The sequence below is a fragment of the Agromyces sp. NPDC052230 genome, assembly GCF_040679595.1.
Taxonomy (GTDB): Bacteria; Actinomycetota; Actinomycetes; order Actinomycetales; family Microbacteriaceae; genus Agromyces.
Genome location: NZ_JBFAVC010000005.1, coordinates 145,987 through 163,968, shown reverse-complemented (window position 1 = coordinate 163,968; position 17,982 = coordinate 145,987). Strand labels below are relative to the sequence as shown.

Here is a 17,982-nt window from a genome sequence, read left to right as displayed (position 1 = left end):
GCACCGCACCCCGAGGTGCTCCGCCCATCGTCGCGCTCCACGCCGACGGGCTCGTGGGCAGTCGTCTGGCATCGAGCCTGAGCGCGCTCGGCTACGACGTGACCGACGCGCGCGACGGCCTCGACGACGCCACCCTCGCGGTGCTCGCCGCGCCCTGGGTCATCCGGCCGGCGCACTACCTGCCGCTCCTCCGCCGCGATGTGCCGCACCTGGCCATCGTCTTCGACGACACCGGCGTCAGGGTCGGTCCGCTCGTCGAACCCGGATCGGGCCCATGCCTGCGGTGCCTCGACCTCACCCGGCGCGATGCCGACGCCGCCTGGCCGGCCATCGCCGCACAGCTGGCGGGAAGGCCGGCGGCCAGCCGAACGCCGCGTGCCGAGCTCGACGCGAGCGCACTGGCCGCGGCGGTCGTCGATGACCGACTCGCCCACGGCCTGACGGGGCTCTCGGCCGCGTCGCTCACGTTGGGGCGACCGGGCGCCCTCCCGATGCGCCGACACCACGAGCCGCATCCCGATTGCGGGTGTCGAGTTCCTGCAGGAACCGCGACGGCTCCCGCTCGCCTCGCTGCCCGCCACCCCCACGAGGCCAGCTCAGCGAGAGCCGGCGCCGTGCCCGCGTGATGCCGACGTAGAGCAGGCGCCGCTCCTCGTCGATGGCGTCGAAGCCCTTCGCGTACGAGATCGGCAGCATGCCCTCGGTGAGGCCGACGATGAACACCTCGTCCCACTCGAGGCCCTTCGCGGAGTGGAGCGTGGCGAGCGTCACGGCCGAGACGGTCGGCTCGTGCTGCGCCTCGGCGCGAGCGCGCAGGTCGTCGGCGAACTGGCGGAACGTCGTGCCCTTCGGCGCATCGTCGACCAGGCGGGCGATCGCGTTGAGTGATTCCCACCGTGCTCGCACAGCGCCCGGACCGTCGGGCGGCTGCACCGTCCAGCCGAGCGAACGCAGCACGTCGCTCACCGATTTGAAGAGCGGCTCCCCCGCGATGGTGAGCGCCGCCGCCCGGAGCGAGTGCACCGCCTCGCGCACCTCGGGACGGTCGAAGAAGCGCACCCCGCCGCGCACCCGCGAGCTCACGCCCACCTCGTCGAGCGCCTTCTCGAGGATCGCGGTCTGCGAGTTCACGCGCATCAGCACCGCGATGGTCTCGGGCGGCACGCCCGCATCGACGCGCTCGCGGATGCGGGTGGCCACGCCCCTGGCCTCGGCGAGGTCGTCGGCGTACGACACCACGTCGGGTTCGATGGCGGATGCCGCGGCGGCATCCGTCGATCCGACCGAGCGCCCCGCGACCGCGACCGCGACGAGCTGCAGGGCACCGGGTCGGCCGCGCATCAGCCGGTTCGCCACGCCGATGATCGCGGGGGTCGACCGGTAGTTGCGCTCGAGCCGCACGACGGTCGCCTCCTCGAAGCGCCGCTCGAAGTCGAGGAGGTAGTCGGGGGTGGCGCCCGCGAAGGAGTAGATGGTCTGGCTGGCGTCGCCGACCACGCAGAGGTCTCGGCGCCCGCCGAGCCAGAGGTCGAGGAGCTGCTGCTGCGCCGGCGAGACATCCTGGTATTCGTCGACGACGAAGTGCCGGTAGCTCTCGCGAACGTGCATGGCCACCGAGGGTTCCGACTCGATCATGCCGGCGGTCGCGAGCAGCACGTCCTCGAAGTCGAGCATGCGCCGCTCGTCCTTCAACTGCTCGTAGCCCGCGACGAGGGCGCGCATCTGGTCGGGCGTGAGCGAGCCCGGCGCGCCCCGGCCGGCGAGCCGTCGTTCGTAGTCCTCCATGCCGAGCGCGCTGACCTTGCGCCACTCGATCTCGGCGGCGACGTCGCGCAGCGTCGCCACGTCGACGCGGAGCTTCAGCCGCTCGGCGGCCTCGCCGAGCACACGTCCCTTGTACTCCAGCACGCGGGGCGCGTTGCCGCCCACCACCAGCGGCCAGAAGTGGTTGAGCTGCGCGAGCGCGGCCGCGTGGAACGTCCGCGCCTGCACGCCACCTGCTCCGAGCATCCGGAGCCGGGCCCGCAGCTCGGCCGCCGCGCGCGCCGTGAAGGTGAGCGCCATGACGCGTGCCGGGTCGTACGCGCCCGAGGCGACGCCGTACGCGATGCGATGCGTGATGGCGCGGGTCTTGCCGGTGCCCGCGCCGGCGAGCACGCACACCGGGCCGAGCAGCGCCTCGGCCACCACCCGCTGGTCGTCGTCGAGGGCGCCGAGGAGGGGATCGTCGGATGCCGCGATCACGACGTGATCCACGGAATCCCCTCGTCGATGGGGCCGCCGTACCAGCGCTCGAGCATCCATCGTGCGATCGAGGTGTCGCCCGGGAGCCCGATGTCGGGATTCGCTCCCGAGAGCTCCTCACGCGTGAACCAGCGCAGCTCGAGGATCTCGACGCCGTCGGGCTTCGCACCGGCCGCCGCGGCAGTCGTGGCCGCCCGCGCGGTGAAGCCGATCATGAGGCTCGCGGGGAGCGGCCACGGCTGGGACGCCGCGTACTCCACCCGGTCGACGACGAGCCCGGCCTCCTCGCCGATCTCGCGCACGACGGCCGCCTCGAGCGACTCCCCCGGTTCGACGAACCCGGCGAGGAGCGAGAAGCGGTTCTGCTCCCAGAGGGCGTTCGACCCGAGCAGCACGCGGTCGGCGTCGTCGGTCACGAGCACGATCACGGCGGGGTCGGTTCGGGGGAAGAGCAGGGTGCCGTCGCGGTCGCACTTGCGGGCCCAGCCCGCCTGGATCACGGTCGTCGACGACCCGCAGCGTGGGCAGTACGGACTCGCCTCATGCCAGTTCGCGAGGGCGACGGCCTCGGTGAAGAGCCCGGCGTCGCGGTCGCCGAGCACGGGCGCCGCCGCGCGGAGGCTCGCCCACCGCGCCTCCTCGGGCTCGATGCGGGACGCGGCATCCGCGTCGAAGACCCGAACCTCGATCGGCGTGCGGGCGGGCACGCCGTCGTCGGTGATCGTCCGCCCGAGGTAGCAGCGCAGGGCGGGCTCGGGCAGGTCGGCCGGCCGACGGAAGTCGAGCACCGGTGCCGAGCCTTCGACCCGCTCGGCGAGGAGCACTCGCCCGCGGTGCAGCGCGATGACCCGTGCGGCCGGGTCTGCGTCGAAGTGCGCGGCGAACTCGTCGTCGGCGCGAGCCTCCCCGTCGCGGTCGATGGCCGCGCGCGCGAGCGGCGGAGCGGACGTTTCGCGCACTGGACACCTCTCTGCACGTTCGGAGCGGAGTCGGCGTGAAGGCGTGGCGGTCGCCCGGGAGGCGGACTCACCTGCTTAAGCTGTGGCCATGGCCAGACCCCCTCTCACTCTAGCCGCGTTGGCCACGGCGGCGGTGCCCGGCCTCGAGGTGCGCGGGGCCCGTACGCACACGCGCCGGAGCAACGGCGGGTACGACAGCGTCGAACTCACGGCGGCCGACGGCCGGCATCTCGTCATCCGTGCGCCGCGCTCGCAGAGCGCCGAGAGCGAGCAGTCCGCCGACCTCGTCGCCATTCGTGCGCTCACGCCCGGCATCCGCTCGCTCCTGCCCTTCCGGGTGCCGTCCTTCGTCGGCCAGGCGCCCATCGACGGTACTCGCGCCATCGTCACGGAGTTCCTGCCGGGCGTGGTGCTGACCGCCGACGAGCTCACCGAGCACGAGTCCCTGGCGTGGGCGGTGGGCACCGCCGTCGCCGCGATCCACACGCTGCCCGGCGGCTTCATCAGCGACGCCGGACTCCCCCGCGAGACCGCCGACGAGGCGCACGACGCCGTCGTCGAGCTCGTCGGCCGTGCGGCCGACACCGGTCACCTGCCCGCGGCGATCCTGCGCCGCTGGGAGCAGGCCACCGACGACGCGACCCTCTGGCGGTTCCGGCCAACCGTCATCAACGGCTCGCTCACCGCGGATTCGATCCTCGTCGACGGCGACATCGTCACGGCGATCGTCGGCTGGGGCGCGCTGTCGGTCGGCGACCCGGCGCGCGACCTGCACTGGTTGCTCAACTCGCGCGGGGTGGCGGCCGAGTTCGCCCTGGAGGCCTACACCCGGGGTCGGGCCGGCGTGGCAGACGCCCATCTGCCGCAGCGCGCCCTGCTCTACGGCGAGCTCGAGCTCGCCCGGTGGCTCCTGCACGGCGTGGAGCGGCGCGACGCCGCGATCATCGACGACGCGGTGTCGCTCCTCGACGGCCTCGTCGAGCGGGTGCACGACCACTCGAGCGAACCCCTCTCACCCGACACGGGGCCCATCCTCGCCGTCGGCGAAGTGGAGCGGATGCTCGACGACACCCCCCGCGACCACGAGCCGCGCGACGGCGGCGCGACCCTGCTCACCGACAGCTACGACTTCTCGGAGCTCGAACGCCGCGAGGCCGGTGAGCGGCCGATGGCGGCGATGAATGCCACGGCGCCGATCCCGCTCGACCTCAGCGACTGGGGCGACGCGGCGCCGCCCGAGCCGCCTCGCCCTCACGACGACGCGGACACCGACGGCACCGACGCGGCATCCGCCGCCGCCGCAGGTCGTGCAACCGATGCCCAGGAGCGGCGCAACGCCGCCTCGTCGTAGAGGCGATCGGGTCGGATGACCCGGTCCTCCTCGACGAAGTAGAACACGGCGTCGATCTCCTCGGGCGCGACACCGGCCCACGTCGCGTACGCCAGGCGATAGAGGGCCAGCTGCGTCTGCTTGAGCTCGAGGTCGTGCGCGTCGCGCGGTGCGGCGCCCGTCTTCCAGTCGACGACCTGGTACCGGATGCCCCGTGCCGCGAGCTCCCCGCCCGCCGGCACCTCGTACACCGCGTCGAGCTTGCAGACGAACACGTGCCCGTCGATGGGCAGGTGCAGCTCCAGCTCGACCGCGATGGGCCGACGCCCGCCCCACTCGGAGGCCTCGAACGTGGCCTGCAGGGCGCGCAGGCGCTCGGGCGCGGCATCCGTGAGCTGGGAACCCTGCTGTTCGGCGTCGTCGGCGATGGCGGCCCAGCCGTCGTCGATCGCGGCGGCGTCGCCCAGACCCGTGGATCGATGCTCGACCCAGGCGTGGAAGAGCGTGCCGATGCGGGTGGCGCGGTATGGACGCTGCGGCATCGGCCGGCGAAGCTGTTCGGCGACGGCCGCCGGGTCGTCGACGTAGTCCTTGAACCGGGAGGCGGGCACGCGGGCGGGGATCTGCGCCGCACCGGCGCCCTCGAACCGGCGCCGCCGGTCTTCGAGGAGCAGCCTGAGCTCGTCGGCGAGCCGGGGCCCGATGCCCGCGCCGCTCGGTCCCTCGGCGGCGCCGCGCACGGCGTCGGCCGCGCCGTGCACCCGGTCGCGTCGCGCGCCGAGCGGGTCGAGGGGCCACTGCTGGCGCGTCGTCGCACCCTCGCGGGGGTTCTCGTCGGCTGCGGGGGCCATCGGCAGCGCCACCGGATCGATGACACGGGCGACACCGAGTTCACGGAGGAAGGGACTCGGCTCGCGCGATGACTTCTGGGTCGACCACCACGAGCCGGTGAGCAGCAGCTCGTCGCGGGTGCGCGTGAGTGCGACGTAGGCGAGCCGCCGCTCCTCCTCCGCGTGCCGATCGCGGTTCTCGTCGGCGAACGCCCTGACCGCGACGTCGAATTCGGACTGGCTCTGCACGCCCCGCCACTGCAGCTCGGGCAGCTCGTCGCGGTCGCCCTTGAAGTCGAACGGCAGCTCGCCGAACGCGAGCCATCCCTTCGTGGTGCGCGGCTTCGACGGGAGCTCCTCGTCGACCATGCGGGGAATCGCCACCAGATCCCACTCGAGGCCTTTCGACCCGTGGATGGAAAGCACCTGCACGGCACCCGGTTCGGGCTCGTCCTGCCGGGGTGCGAGCCGGTCGCGTTGCTCGGCCTCGGTGAGCCAGCCGAGGAACGCACCGAGCGTGGGATGCTCCGCCACGTCGGCGAAGCTCGCCAGCAACTCGTCGAACGCCTCGAGGCTCGGTGCTCCGAGGGGCTGCGACGCGTTCGCCGCGACCTCGATGTCGAGCATGAGCTCCTGCACCACGAGGTGCACGAAGTCGACGAGCCCGAGGCCGGCGCGACGCCGCAGCGATTGGAGCTGTGCGCCGGCGCGGCGCATGCGGCCGAGCCCCGTCTCGCTGAAGCCGCGAAGCGCGCGGTGCTCGTCGGGCGCGGTGAGCAGGAAGTCGAGCGCGTCGACGATCGAGGGCGACTCGTCGGGTGCGATCGAGGCCCTGAGCCCATTGCGTACCTCGTCGTCGAGGCGATGGCTCGCGAGGTCGCGGTCGGCGAGCCAGCGGGCGAGATCGTGCAGCGCGGCGAGGTCGGCGGGACCGATCCGCCACCGTGCCCCGCCGAGCACGCGCACGAGCTCGGAGCCGGCGGTGGGATCGTGCAGCACACGCAGCACGCACACGAGATCGGCGATGACGGGCTGGTCGAGCAGCCCCGCGAGCCCGAGCACGTGCACCGGCACACCCCGCGCGCGCAGCGCATCGGTGAAGACGCCCACGTTCGCGAACGTGCGACAGAGCAGCGCCCCGCTCGGGGCCACGCCCGGTCGAGCCCGCCCGAGGCGTTCGGCGAACCAGCGCGCCACGAGGTCGGCCTCCTCCTCGATGGTCTCAGCCCACGCCACCTCGAGCCGACCCGGCCCGGCGAACGGCGAGGCCACGAGCGGCGCCTTCGGGATGCCGGCGTCGAGCGGCCCGATGAGCGTGTTGGCCGCGTCGAGCACGATGCGTGGATTGCGCCAGCTCGTGGAGAGGTCGTACACGCCGCAGACGCCCTCGGGGGCGAAGTCGTTCGCGAAGCGAGCGAGGTTGGCGGCGCTCGCGCCGCGCCATCCGTAGATCGACTGGTCGGGGTCGCCGACCGCCATGACCGAGTGCCCCCGGAACAGCGTCGAGAGCAGTCGGGTCTGCACGACGCTCGTGTCCTGGTACTCGTCGAGGAGCACGGTGCGTGCTCGCTCGCGGTACGCGTCGACGACCTCTGGATGCCGCTCGCAGATCGCGAGGGCCAGTGCCACCTGATCGGAGAACTCCACGTAGCCGCGCTCGCGCTTGGCCGCCGCGTAGGCGTCGGCGAGATCGAGGAGGGGCGGCAGCGCGGCGACCACGCCGAGTGCATCGGTGAAGGTCTGGAAGTCGGTGCGCTTGCGCGGCGCCTCGATCGGCAGGCCCTCCATCGCGAGGAAGTCGCGCGCGAAGGCACGGACATCGCGGCTGTCGGCGACGTTCTCGGCGAGCGCGCGGCTGAGCGCGAGCACCGCGCCCGTGACGCGGTCGAGCGAGGCGTCGAGCTCCACGAGCCGCGGGTCGGCCGACGCGCTCGCCACCGAACGGGCGAGGAGCCACGCGGATGCCTCGCCGAGCACCGACGCGTCGGGCTCGCGCCCGATGAGCATCGCGTGCTCGCGGTAGATGGTGCTCGCGAAGGCGTTGTAGGTGCTGACGGCCGCCGCCTCGAGCGGATCGAGCTCGACCTCGGCGATGCCCTCGGCGACGAGTTGCCCGACGCGTTCACGCACCCGGTCGGCGAGCTCGCCGGCGGCCTTGCGTGTGAACGTGAGGCCGAGCACCTCGGGCACGGCGACGTGGCCGTTGGCGAGCAGCCACACCACGCGGTTGGCCATCGTCTCGGTCTTGCCGCTGCCCGCGCCCGCGACGACGATGCTCGCGCCGTGCGGGTCGGCCTCGATGACGGCGCGCTGTTCGTCGGTGGGCTGGTGCAGGCCCAGTCGCGTGGCGATCGCCGCCGCGCTGATCGACGGCCGACGACCCACGTTCGTGCCGCCCCCGCTCAGGTCGACGCCGCCGGTCATGCCGACACCGCCGGAACGAGGTGCACGCGGTACTGCCAGGCGCCGAAACGCGACCGGAAGCCGAGCTCGCCGGGCCCCTCGAACGTGCTGCCGGCCATGATCCCGCCGACCGCCGCCAGTCGCTCGCGGAACGCCGTCTCGGCCTCGTCGTCGAACGGCTGCTGCACGCGTTCGGTGTAGCCGACCCCGCGTGCGGGGCGTGCGAGGTAGACGAGCTTCGCGCCGCCGATGACGCCGGCGTTCGGCACCTCGCCGGCGCGGGCGGCGAGCTGGTACGCCGCGAGCTGCGGATGCCGCGCCGCCTGCTCGACCGTCGGCGGCGTGCGGCCGGTCTTCAGGTCGACGATCACGGTGGTGCCATCGGCGGATGCCTCGACGCGGTCGATGGTGCCCGTGATGCGCACCCGGTCGACGATGAGCGTGAACCGGCCCTCGGCGCCGAGCAGCACCTTGCCGTCGTCGGCGAACGTCGCGAGGTAGTCGGCCGCACCCTCGGTCATGCGCCGTGCGCCGCGCTTCTCGCGTTCGGCGACCCAGCCCGCTTCGAAGCGGAGGTCGCGCCACCGCGCCTCGACGGCCGCCCAGAGCGTCTCGACGCTCGTGTCGCCGTCGTCGCGGGCTCCGGCCTCCTCGACCACGGCGTGCACGATGGTGCCGATCGATGCGGCGAGCCCCGACGGCGGCGAGGCGACGTGGTCGATGAACCATCCGAGCGGCGACTCCTCGGCGCGGTCGATCTGCGAGGGCGACACCGCGACGAACGCCTCGGGGTCGTCGAGGTCGACGAGTGGCGCGGTGGTCGACGGCTCCGCGAGCCCGTACCAGTCGTCGGGGTGCGCGCCCGCGACGCCCTCCTCGGCGAGCAGTGCGAGCGCGGCCGCGGCCTCGGGATCGGCCGTGCCGACGGCCTCGCGCCGGAGCGCCCCCACCATGCCGCGCAGGTGCAGTGGCCTGCGCCGTGGCCGAACCCGTTCGGTGGCATAGCCCATGAGCATCGACGGCTGCTCGTCGTCGTTGGCGGTGCAGCTCAGCACCAGCTGGCGCCTCGCGCGGGAGGCGGCGAGCGCGAACAGCCGCAACTCGTCGCCACGCACCGATGCGCGCGATTCGGCCGCGTTCTCGGGCCCAGGCAGCGGCGCACCGGAGCGCGCCGCGGCGACGACCCGCGGCAGGAGCACGGCGTGGAGCAGCGTGCCGCGGGGCCGGAGGTTCGGCCACACGCCGTCTTGCAGGCCCGCCACGACGACGACGTCGAACTCACGGCCGATCAGGGCCGGGGGCGTGGTCACGACCACCGTCTCGGCACTGCGCTGCGGCGCCAACGAGTCTTCGGGGAGCTCGTTCGAGAGCACGTCGTCGACGAACCTGCCGGCCGGGGCCTCGGGCTCGCGCTCGACGAAGCGCGTGGCCGCGGCGAACAGCGCGACCGCTGCGTCGAGCGAACGGTTCGCCTCCTCCGCGAGCACGCCCGTGCCGCGCGCCTGCGCGCCCCACTCGGTCGCGAGCCCGCTCCCCTCCCACAGCGACCAGAGCACCTCCTCGATGGTGCCGCCGTCGGCAGCGACGCCTCGAGCGGCGGCGAGGAGCTTCGCGATGCGTGCGGCGCGACGACCCGGCGCGGCATCGATGGTCTCGAAGCCGCCCGGCGCGGAGAGCACGTCGACGAGCAGTTCGTCGCCCGAGCGGGAGCCGCCGCTCGCGAGCTCCTCGTGCCGGAGCGCCAGGCGGAGTCGGCGGAGGCCGACGCCGTCGAGCCGCCCGAGCGGGCCGGTGAGCACCTCGATCGCCCGCTCGGAAGTGAGCGGCTCGCGATCGAGCGCGAGCGAAGCGGCGGCCAGCAGTGCAGCGGCCGCCGGTGCATCGCGCAGTGCCGTGCGGGCAGCATCGCCGGCGGTGGGCACGTCGGCGAGCGCCAGGCCCCGCTCGAACCCGGGCACGTCGGCGCCGGAGCGCAGCACGACCGCCATCGACGACCACGGCACCCCGTCGAGCAGGTGGCGCTCGCGCAGGAGCGCCGCGACGGACTGGCACTCGGCCGCGTGCGAGGGCGCCTCGATGCCGAGCACCGGGGCCAGCGGATCGGCATCGTCGGCCGGGTCGTGCTCGCCGAAGGCCGCCTGGCGATGCGTGCCGCCGAGCGCCGCACCGATGTGCGACGTGACCGAGCGCACGACCTCCCGGATCCCCACACGGCCGCGTTGCACACGCGCGAGATCGATGCGTCGCACGGGGGCGCCGTCGAGCACGGTCGTGAGGGAGCCGAGGAGCTCGGGCCGGCCACCGCGGAACCCGTTGCTCGCCACGTCGGGATCGCCGAACGCGACCACGGCGACGCCCCGTGCGGCGAACGCACCGAGCATGGCGGCGGCGGCCTCGGTGGCCTCCTGGGCGTCGTCGACCACGATCAGACGCAGCCGGGCGAGGTCGCCGAGCGCAGCGGATGCCGCGACATCCGTCGTGCTGCGACGCACGATCGCGGCGGCGAACGCGCCCAGCTCGGCCGAGTCGAACTGGTTCGGGCGAACCTGCTCCTTCACGTCGGCGTACTCCCCGAGGAAGGCCGCCGCCGCGACCCACTCGGGCCGCCCGGCGCGTTCGCCGAGCTCGGCGAGCGCCGCCGCGTCGACACCGTGCTCGACCGCGCGCATCATGAGGTCGCGAAGCTCCGACCGGAAGCCGCGCAACTCGCGCACCTCGGGGCCGAGCGGATCGGGCCAGGCCGGGCCGAACCCGTCGCGGATGCCGCCCTCGAGCAGGTCGCCGACGATCTGGTCGTGCTCGGCGCCCGTGAGCAGCGTCACCGGCGCGCCGGTCGCCGCTCGGACGAGCTGGAACGCGATGGAGTTGGCCGTTCGGGCGAGCGGCCCGCGGGTCGTGACGCCGAGGCGCACCGCGAGCTCGTCGCGCAGTGCCGTGGCCGACGCCCGCGTCGCCGAGAGCACGAGCACTTCATCGCTGTCGTATCCGCGGCGCTCGACTCGGTCGGCGACGAGCTCGACCACGAGCCTCGTCTTGCCCGTTCCGGGGGCGCCGAAGACCGCCGCGTGCTCGTCGTCGGCGAGGATCGCGACGGGGTTCGGGAGGGTCGCGATGGCGGGCATGCCTGAACGGTAACCCGTTCCGCCGACAGTGAACGGGTGCGGCCCGGCGCGGCCCGTGACGTAGTGTTTTGGTCACAAGCAGAAAGGCGCACAGTGGACGTTCGCATCGGCATCCAGAACTCCCCCCGTGAACTCGGATTCGAGACCTCGCAGTCGGCGGCGGAGGTGGAGCAGGCCGTCGCAGCGGCGCTCGCCGGGCAGTCGGCGCACCTGAAGCTCTCCGACAGCAAGGGCGCCGTGTACGTGGTGCCCTCGGCGGCCCTCGCGTACGTCGAGATCGGCTCGGAGGAATCGCGCCGCGTCGGGTTCGTCGCCTGACGATGGAACTCCTGTTCGTCGCGCTCGGCGGGGCCATCCTCGGCCTCGCCGCACGCTACTCGCTCCCCCGACGACACACCTACGGCAGCGCCGTCGTGCCGGCGATCGGCACGGGCGTCGCCGCCGTCGTGTGGGTCGGGCTGACGTGGCTCGGCTGGCCATGGGATGGCGGCTGGATCTGGGTCGCCTCGCTCGCCGCGGCGGCCGTGGCATCCGTGGTGGCCGTGCTCCTCATCGGGCCGCGCCGCGAGCGCGGTGACGAGGCGCTCTTCGAGCGTCTCGCACGCCCCGGAGCGTCAGCCCGCCGGGCCTGACCGGGCTCAACCCGGCTCGACCGGCCCGACCCCAGTCACGCCGTGAGGCCGAGCGCGTCCATGCGACGCGTGTGGTCGGCGATGAGGTCGGTGAACACGGGCTCCACCTGCTCGCCGGCCCGCGCCGAGGCATCCGACGCCCTGAGCGCCGACCTGGCGATGAGCAGGGTGTCACCCACGAGGCTGCGCCCCCAGAGGGCGAGCCGGTCGGCCAGCCCGGGCTCGCCGTGGATCGCGTTGCGCAGTTCGGATTCGAGCACGACCGCGGCGCCCTCCTCATCGAGGATGGCGCGCACGCGAGCCCCGAGGTCGGCCGGGAGGCCCTCGGCGAGGCGTGAGAAGAACGAGTCGAGCATGCCAGCGGTGAGGTGGATGCCGAGGAGCAGCTCGTACCAGTCCGCCCCCGCCGTCGCCTGGCGGAAGCGGTCGGTGGCGGGCGCGAACGGCGCCATGACGTCGTCGGGCTCCACCTCGAGCCGGCGGATCTCGGCGATGAGCGCGTGGTGCTTGCGCAGGGCGACGCCCGCGGCGGCGCTCAGCCCCTCCTTCGACGGCAGGGTCGGTGCGGTCGCCACGGCCTTCGCGAGTCCCTCGAAGAACTCGAGCTGGATGTAGGCCGCCTGCCCGAGGAACGGCACCTGCTCGGGCACGAGTTCGTGGAAGTCGACGCGCGCCAGCTCGGTCGGGGCGACGCGCGGGCGCAGTCGCGGCGTCTCGGGACGCGAGCCGCGTCGATTCGTCCGGAACACCACTGGGCAAGCCTATCGGAGGCTCTCAGGGAGTCTCGGATAGGCTGGCAGGGCATGCGGACGATGGATCCGCGGCCGTGCGCCTGGAGTCGAGACGAGGCGCACCCTCATCAGCGACATTCGACAGGCAGAACTTTGACTACTTTCAGTGACCTCGGGGTCGCGTCCGACATCGTCGACGCGCTCGCCGCGAAGGGCATCATCGATGCCTTCCCCATCCAGGAACAGACCATCCCCCTCGCCCTCTCGGGCCAGGACATCATCGGCCAGGCCAAGACCGGCACGGGCAAGACCTTCGGGTTCGGCCTGCCGATCATCCAGCGCCTCGGCGACGACCCCGAGCACGGCGTCAAGGTGCTCGTCGTCGTGCCCACGCGCGAACTGTGCGTTCAGGTGACCGAGGACCTCGAGATCGCGGCATCGAACCGCCCGACGCAGATCGTCTCGATCTACGGCGGCAAGGCGTACGAGGGCCAGATCGAGCAGCTCAAGGCGGGCGCGCAGATCGTCGTCGGCACGCCCGGGCGCCTGCTCGACCTCGCGTCGCAGCGCCTGCTGTCGCTCCGCAACGTCAGCGAGATGGTGCTCGACGAGGCTGACAAGATGCTCGACCTCGGCTTCCTCCCCGACATCGAGAAGATCATGGCGCAGACGCCGCCGACCCGGCACACGATGCTGTTCTCGGCCACCATGCCCGGACCGATCGTCGCGCTGGCCCGCCGCTTCATGACCCGCCCGATCCACATCCGCGCGACCGATCCCGACGAGGGCCTCACGCAGGCGAACATCAAGCACCTCGTCTACCGCGCGCACTCGCTCGACAAAGACGAGGTGATCGCGCGCATCCTGCAGGCCGACGGCCGCGGCAAGACCGTCATCTTCACGCGCACGAAACGTGCGGCGGCGAAGCTCGTCGAGGAGCTCAACGACCGCGGCTTCAACGCCGCGGCGGTGCACGGCGACCTCAACCAGGACCAGCGCGAACGCGCCATGGCCGCCTTCAAGGCCGGCAAGAAGGACGTCCTCATCGCCACGGATGTCGCAGCCCGCGGCATCGACGTCGACGACGTGACGCACGTCATCAACCACACCATCCCCGATGACGACAAGGCGTACCTGCACCGCGTCGGCCGGACCGGCCGCGCGGGCAAGACCGGCATCGCCGTCACGTTCGTCGACTGGGACGACCTCCACAAGTGGGCGCTCATCAACCGCGCGCTGGAATTCGGGCAGCCCGAGCCGACCGAGACCTACTCGTCGAGCCCGCACCTCTACTCCGATCTCGACATCCCCCACGGCACGAAGGGACGACTGAAGCCCACGGCCACCGCCGCCCCGGCGCGTTCGAGCGTTGCCGGCCGCAGTGAGGGCCGTGCCGAGGCCGACGCCGACCGCGCACCGCGTTCGCGCTCACGCCGGCGCACGCGCGGCGGCACGCCGACCGGCGAATCGGTCGCCGCGAACGAGACGGCCGATTCGACAGCCGTCACGAAGGAGCCCGGCACGGGAACGCACGACGGCAAAGGGCACGAGCACCACGACGGCAATGCCGCACCCCGCCGTCGCCGTCGTCGTCGTGGCGGTTCGACCGGCGGTGCCGCGCCCGCAGCGTGAGGCTGCCGGACAACGTCCGCGGCGTGAGCCTTCCGGCCGCGCCCGCGGCGTGAGCCCTAAGGCCTGACCGGCGCCGAGCCGCGCCCTTCGGCGATGATGCGCTCGACCACGTCGGCCGCGGTGCGGCACTCCCCCAGCACGTTCGGCTTGCCGGCACCGTGGTAGTCGCTCGACCCCGTGACGGCGAGTCCGAATTCGCGGGCGAGGGCTCGGAGCCGCGGCTTCGCGTCCTCGCGGTTCTCGGGGTGGTCGATCTCGAGCCCGAAGAGGCCGGCGTCGACGAGCTGCCGCAGTCGCGCGGGTGGGATGACACGTTCGGCGCCGCGGGTGCCGGGGTGCGCGAGCACGGGCACCCCGCCGGCCGCGCGGATGAGCTGGATGCCCATGAGCGGGTCGGGCGCGTAGTGCGGCCGGGCGTACCCGGCCCCCGGATCGAGGATCCCGGCGAACGCCGCCGACCGGGTCGACACGTGCCCACGGGCGACGAGCGCGTCGGCGATGTGCGGCCGCCCGATGGTGGCGCCCTCGGTGGTCTGCGCGAGCACGTCGTCCCAGGTGAGCGCGTAGTCGCGCCCGATCCGGCGCACGATCTCCTCGGCACGCGTCAGGCGTGACTCGCGGATGTGCGCGGTCTCGGCGAGCAGGGCCTCGTCGAGCGGGTCGATGAGGTACCCGAGCAGGTGCACGCTCATGAACTGCTCGCGCGTCGAGAGCTCCATGCCGGGAATCAGCACGACACCCGTCTCTGACACGGCCGCCGCCGCCTCGGCCCATCCGCTCGTCGAGTCGTGGTCGGTGAGGGCGATGCCCCAGAGCCCCGCGGCCGCGGCCTGCTGCATGAGGCGGGCGGGCGACTCCGTGCCGTCCGAGACCGTCGTGTGCGTGTGCAGGTCGGCGATCCCGGCGCCGACGGGGGTTTCGGACATCCCTTCATGCTAGTCGCGGCATCCTCACCGCCGACTCCCAGCGCATCGGCGGCAGCACCGCGGCCACGACCCGGGGTGCTCCCCTAGGGTTGGTTGAATGCTCCGTTTCCTCGGCTGGATCGTCGTGCTCGGCACCGCCGTCCTCGCGGCCGTGCTGGTGTGGCCGCAGGGGCTCGGACTCCAGAACCAGTGGGTCGCCGCGCACGTCGTCGCCCTGCGCGGAGCCGCCGCCCTGGGCGGCGCCGTGTTCGCAGCAGGCTTCCTGCTCTTCACGATCCCCCGCCCCACGCGACGCTTCGGCATCGCCATGGCCGTCGTGCTCGCACTCTTCTCCGCGGGCAACCTGGCGGTCCTCGCCGCGCGCGGCGGGAGCGGTACGGATGCCGCGGCCGACGAGGCATCCGTCACCGTCCTGTCCTGGAACACCCTCGGCGAGGTGCCCGACGCGTCGACCATCGCCACGCTCGCGCTCGACGAGGGCGCCGACGTGATCGTGCTGCCCGAGTCGACCGGACCGCTCGGCGAGGAGGTCGCGATCGCGATGCGCGTGGGCGGCAGTCCCATGTGGGTGCACACGGTCGCCTTCGACGACGTGGCCAAGGCGCGCTCGACGACCATCCTCATCACGCCGGGGCTCGGCGACTACACCGTCACCTCGGCGCTCGTACCCGGACCGCCCGGCAACACCAACACGCTGCCGTCGATCGTGGCCGACCCCGTCGAGGGCGACGGCCCCCGCATCGTCGCCGTGCACGCCGTCGCTCCGATCCGGTGGGAACTGCGCAACTGGCGCAGCGACCTCGACTGGCTCGCCGAGCAGTGCGCCGGGGAGAACGTGATCATGGCCGGCGACTTCAACGCGACCGTCGACCACTTCGCGGGGCGCGGCGTCGACGGCGGAGATCTGGGACGATGCCGGGATGCCGCAGTCGCAGCTGGCGGCGGGGCGATCGGTACCTGGCCGACGTTCCTGCCGAAACTCCTCGGCAGCCCGATCGACCACGTCATGGCGACGCCCGGCTGGCAGGTCGACGCCTTCCGCGTGATCGGCGAGGTCGACGGGTCGGGCAGCGACCACCGACCCGTAGTGGCGACGCTGCGCCCTGCGGAGTGACCTCGGCTCGCGGCATCCGCTCGGCCACCGGTGCCAGAATGGACGGCATGGCGAACACCGACACGAGCACGACGACCGCACGCCCGACGTCGGAGGACGAGGACCGCAATGCCAACCGCTCGACGACGCCCGGATCGGAGGGGTTCAAGCGCTACATCGGCAGCGGCTGGGCCGAGCGCGACGAGGCCCTGCCCTCCGCCCGCGAGCAGGCGAGCTTCGCTGCGGCGCGGCGCGCGAAGGTCTCGGCGGCGTTCACGGGCGTGCGGCTGATCCTTCCCGCCGGCGACATGAAGCAGCGTGCCAACGACACCGACTACCCGTTCCGCGCCCACTCGGCCTTCGCGCACCTGACAGGCTGGGGCTCCGACTCCGAGCCCGGCTCGGTGCTCGTGCTCGAACCGAACGGCGACGCCCACGACGCCACCGTGTACTTCCGCGAGCGCGCCGGCCGTGACACCGAGGAGTTCTACGCCGACGCGTCGATCGGCGAGTTCTGGATCGGGCCGCGCCCATCGCTCGCACACGTCGCCGCCGACCTGGGGCTGGCGACCCGCGGCATCGCCGACTTCGACGACGTGATCCATGCGGTCGACACCGCCACGCTCGTCGTGCGTGAGGCCGATCCCGCGATCACCGAGCGGGTCGACCACGCGCGCATCCGGTACGCCGCCGAGGTGGCCCTGTCGACCAATGCGTCGGATGCCCCGTTCTCGCTCGAGGTGGGCGGCGAGCACGAACCCGACGCCGACCTCGCGCGCGTGCTGAGCGAGCTGCGCCTCGTGAAGGACGAGTTCGAGGTCGCCGAGATGCGCGCCGCGATCGACGCGACGGCGCGCGGCTTCACCGAGGTGTTCCAGGAGCTTCCCCGCATCACCGCAGAGGTACGTGGCGAGCGGGTCATCGAGGGCGTCTTCGCGACGCGCGCCCGGCTCGACGGCAATGACGTCGGCTACAGCTCCATCGCCGCGGCAGGGCCGCACGCGACCTTCCTGCACTGGACCCGGAACGACGGCCCCGTCGTACCCGGCGACCTGGTGCTCCTCGACGCGGGCGTCGAACGCGACACGTACTACACCGCCGACATCACGCGCACGTTCCCGGTGAACGGCACCTTCTCGCCGGTGCAGCGTCGGGTCTACGAGGCCGTGCTCGAGGCTGCGGATGCCGCGTTCCGCGTCGTGAGGCCCGGTGCGATCTTCCGCGAGGTGCACGCCGCCGCCATGGAGGTCATCGCCCGCAAGACCGCCGAGTGGGGCTTCCTGCCCGTGTCGGCCGAGGAGTCGCTGCAGCCCGAGAACCAGTTCCACCGCCGCTACATGGTGCACGGCACGAGCCATCACCTCGGGCTCGACGTGCACGACTGCGCGCAGGCGCGTCGCTCGATGTACATGGACGGCGTGCTCGAAGCGGGCATGGTGTTCACGATCGAGCCGGGGCTCTACTTCCAGTCCGACGACCTCACGGTGCCCGAGGAGTTCCGCGGCATCGGCGTGCGCATCGAGGACAACATCCTCGTCACCGCCGACGGCGCCGAGAACCTCTCGGCGGCGATCCCGCGCACGGCCGACGAGGTCGAGGCGTGGGTGCGCGGCAGCGGCGCCTCGTCCTGACCGCTGCGCGCGATCGGGTGCCGCTCAGGCGCGCTCGGCCTGGCGTGCCTTCCACCATGCCCAGAAGCGGGCCAACTGGCGCTTCGTGAAGGCGGCGAGCCGCTTCGCCCACGCGAACTCGGTGCCGAGGATCGCAAGGCCGAGGAAGACGACGAGCCATCCGGGACCGGGCAGCGGCACGAGCAGCAGCCCGCCGATCGCGATGACGCCGCCGAGCACGCCGACGCCGATCCGGTAGGCCAGCCGAAGTCGCGGGTGGCGGTCGATCCAGCGACGGATGCCACGGAGCATCCGCCTGATCGGTCGATCGGGCCGCTCGCCCTCGGCGATCTCGCGCTCGATCTCTCGCTGCGTGATCTCGTGCATCATGCGCACACGATATATCTCGAGTCTGGAAATGCGCCGCGACTCTGGTGGCCATTCCGTCGCGGGGTCTACATTGGGCAGCA

At 72.9% G+C, this 17,982-nt stretch carries 13 protein-coding genes; 6 read left to right on the top strand and 7 right to left on the bottom strand.

The features are described from left to right. Nucleotides 1–462 precede the first annotated feature (462 nt). Entirely contained in the window at nucleotides 463–2,304 is a 1,842-nt protein-coding gene (locus tag AB0K73_RS12620) for an ATP-dependent helicase (protein WP_360513391.1), read from the bottom strand. After that, entirely contained in the window at nucleotides 2,241–3,203 is a 963-nt protein-coding gene (nudC, locus tag AB0K73_RS12615; protein WP_360513393.1) for an NAD(+) diphosphatase, read from the bottom strand. Before nudC ends, AB0K73_RS12620 begins: the two co-directional genes overlap by 64 nt. Before the next feature lie 88 nt (nucleotides 3,204–3,291). Between nudC and AB0K73_RS12610 the strand changes: the two genes are divergently transcribed. Then, nucleotides 3,292–4,554: a phosphotransferase gene (locus AB0K73_RS12610; protein ID WP_360513395.1), complete on the top strand. Its 1,263-nt coding sequence runs from the start codon at nucleotides 3,292–3,294 to the stop codon at nucleotides 4,552–4,554. Here AB0K73_RS12610 and AB0K73_RS12605 read toward each other — a convergent pair. Then, a complete protein-coding gene (locus AB0K73_RS12605) occupies nucleotides 4,455–7,787 on the bottom strand; it encodes an ATP-dependent DNA helicase (protein ID WP_360513397.1) in 3,333 nt (1,110 codons plus the stop codon). The two genes, AB0K73_RS12610 and AB0K73_RS12605, sit on opposite strands and share 100 nt — an antisense overlap. After that, nucleotides 7,784–10,888 (bottom strand): PD-(D/E)XK nuclease family protein, encoded by a 3,105-nt coding sequence (locus AB0K73_RS12600; RefSeq protein ID WP_360513399.1) that lies wholly within the window; start codon nucleotides 10,886–10,888, stop codon nucleotides 7,784–7,786. The genes AB0K73_RS12605 and AB0K73_RS12600 overlap by 4 nt, the downstream gene beginning before the upstream one ends. 93 nt (nucleotides 10,889–10,981) lie before the next feature. Here AB0K73_RS12600 and AB0K73_RS12595 point away from each other — a divergent pair, with 93 nt between their 5' ends. Together AB0K73_RS12595 and AB0K73_RS12590 are read left to right on the top strand one after the other, a co-directional pair. Beyond that, entirely contained in the window at nucleotides 10,982–11,206 is a 225-nt protein-coding gene (locus AB0K73_RS12595) for a DUF3107 domain-containing protein (protein ID WP_360513401.1), read from the top strand. A 2-nt stretch (nucleotides 11,207–11,208) separates the two neighbouring features. Then, entirely contained in the window at nucleotides 11,209–11,520 is a 312-nt protein-coding gene (locus AB0K73_RS12590; RefSeq protein ID WP_360513403.1) for a hypothetical protein, read from the top strand. Nucleotides 11,521–11,555: 35 nt separating this feature from the next. Here the strand turns inward: AB0K73_RS12590 and AB0K73_RS12585 are convergent, their stop codons facing one another. After that, on the bottom strand, nucleotides 11,556–12,272 hold the full coding sequence (locus tag AB0K73_RS12585) for a ferritin-like fold-containing protein (protein ID WP_360513405.1): 717 nt from the start codon (nucleotides 12,270–12,272) through the stop codon (nucleotides 11,556–11,558). A gap of 132 nt (nucleotides 12,273–12,404) precedes the next feature. Here AB0K73_RS12585 and AB0K73_RS12580 point away from each other — a divergent pair, with 132 nt between their 5' ends. After that, the gene (locus AB0K73_RS12580) at nucleotides 12,405–13,883 is read left to right on the top strand and encodes a DEAD/DEAH box helicase (RefSeq protein WP_360513407.1); all 1,479 of its coding nucleotides are present in this window, start codon (nucleotides 12,405–12,407) and stop codon (nucleotides 13,881–13,883) included. A gap of 56 nt (nucleotides 13,884–13,939) precedes the next feature. Here AB0K73_RS12580 and AB0K73_RS12575 read toward each other — a convergent pair whose 3' ends face one another. Beyond that, entirely contained in the window at nucleotides 13,940–14,809 is an 870-nt protein-coding gene (locus AB0K73_RS12575) for a PHP domain-containing protein (RefSeq protein ID WP_360513409.1), read from the bottom strand. Nucleotides 14,810–14,906: 97 nt separating this feature from the next. On the opposite strand from AB0K73_RS12575, the gene AB0K73_RS12570 reads away from it, so the two are divergent. Together AB0K73_RS12570 and AB0K73_RS12565 are read left to right on the top strand one after the other, a co-directional pair. Then, nucleotides 14,907–15,923: an endonuclease/exonuclease/phosphatase family protein gene (locus tag AB0K73_RS12570; protein WP_360513411.1), complete on the top strand. Its 1,017-nt coding sequence runs from the start codon at nucleotides 14,907–14,909 to the stop codon at nucleotides 15,921–15,923. A 47-nt stretch (nucleotides 15,924–15,970) separates the two neighbouring features. Then, the gene (locus tag AB0K73_RS12565) at nucleotides 15,971–17,533 is read left to right on the top strand and encodes an aminopeptidase P family protein (RefSeq protein ID WP_360513413.1); all 1,563 of its coding nucleotides are present in this window, start codon (nucleotides 15,971–15,973) and stop codon (nucleotides 17,531–17,533) included. Nucleotides 17,534–17,557: 24 nt separating this feature from the next. On the opposite strand, the gene AB0K73_RS12560 is transcribed toward AB0K73_RS12565, so the two are convergent. Beyond that, on the bottom strand, nucleotides 17,558–17,902 hold the full coding sequence (locus AB0K73_RS12560; protein ID WP_360513415.1) for a TIGR02611 family protein: 345 nt from the start codon (nucleotides 17,900–17,902) through the stop codon (nucleotides 17,558–17,560). Between the last annotated feature and the right edge of the window lie 80 nt (nucleotides 17,903–17,982).

Coding starts and splice junctions, on each gene's coding strand:
- AB0K73_RS12620 (WP_360513391.1), bottom strand. CDS start 2,304: ATGGATGCTCGAGCGCTGGTACGGCGGCCCCATCGACGAGGGGATTCC.
- AB0K73_RS12610 (WP_360513395.1), top strand. CDS start 3,292: ATGGCCAGACCCCCTCTCACTCTAGCCGCGTTGGCCACGGCGGCGGTG.
- AB0K73_RS12605 (WP_360513397.1), bottom strand. CDS start 7,787: ATGACCGGCGGCGTCGACCTGAGCGGGGGCGGCACGAACGTGGGTCGT.
- AB0K73_RS12600 (WP_360513399.1), bottom strand. CDS start 10,888: ATGCCCGCCATCGCGACCCTCCCGAACCCCGTCGCGATCCTCGCCGAC.
- AB0K73_RS12590 (WP_360513403.1), top strand. CDS start 11,209: ATGGAACTCCTGTTCGTCGCGCTCGGCGGGGCCATCCTCGGCCTCGCC.
- AB0K73_RS12575 (WP_360513409.1), bottom strand. CDS start 14,809: ATGTCCGAAACCCCCGTCGGCGCCGGGATCGCCGACCTGCACACGCAC.
- AB0K73_RS12570 (WP_360513411.1), top strand. CDS start 14,907: ATGCTCCGTTTCCTCGGCTGGATCGTCGTGCTCGGCACCGCCGTCCTC.
- AB0K73_RS12565 (WP_360513413.1), top strand. CDS start 15,971: ATGGCGAACACCGACACGAGCACGACGACCGCACGCCCGACGTCGGAG.
- AB0K73_RS12560 (WP_360513415.1), bottom strand. CDS start 17,902: ATGATGCACGAGATCACGCAGCGAGAGATCGAGCGCGAGATCGCCGAG.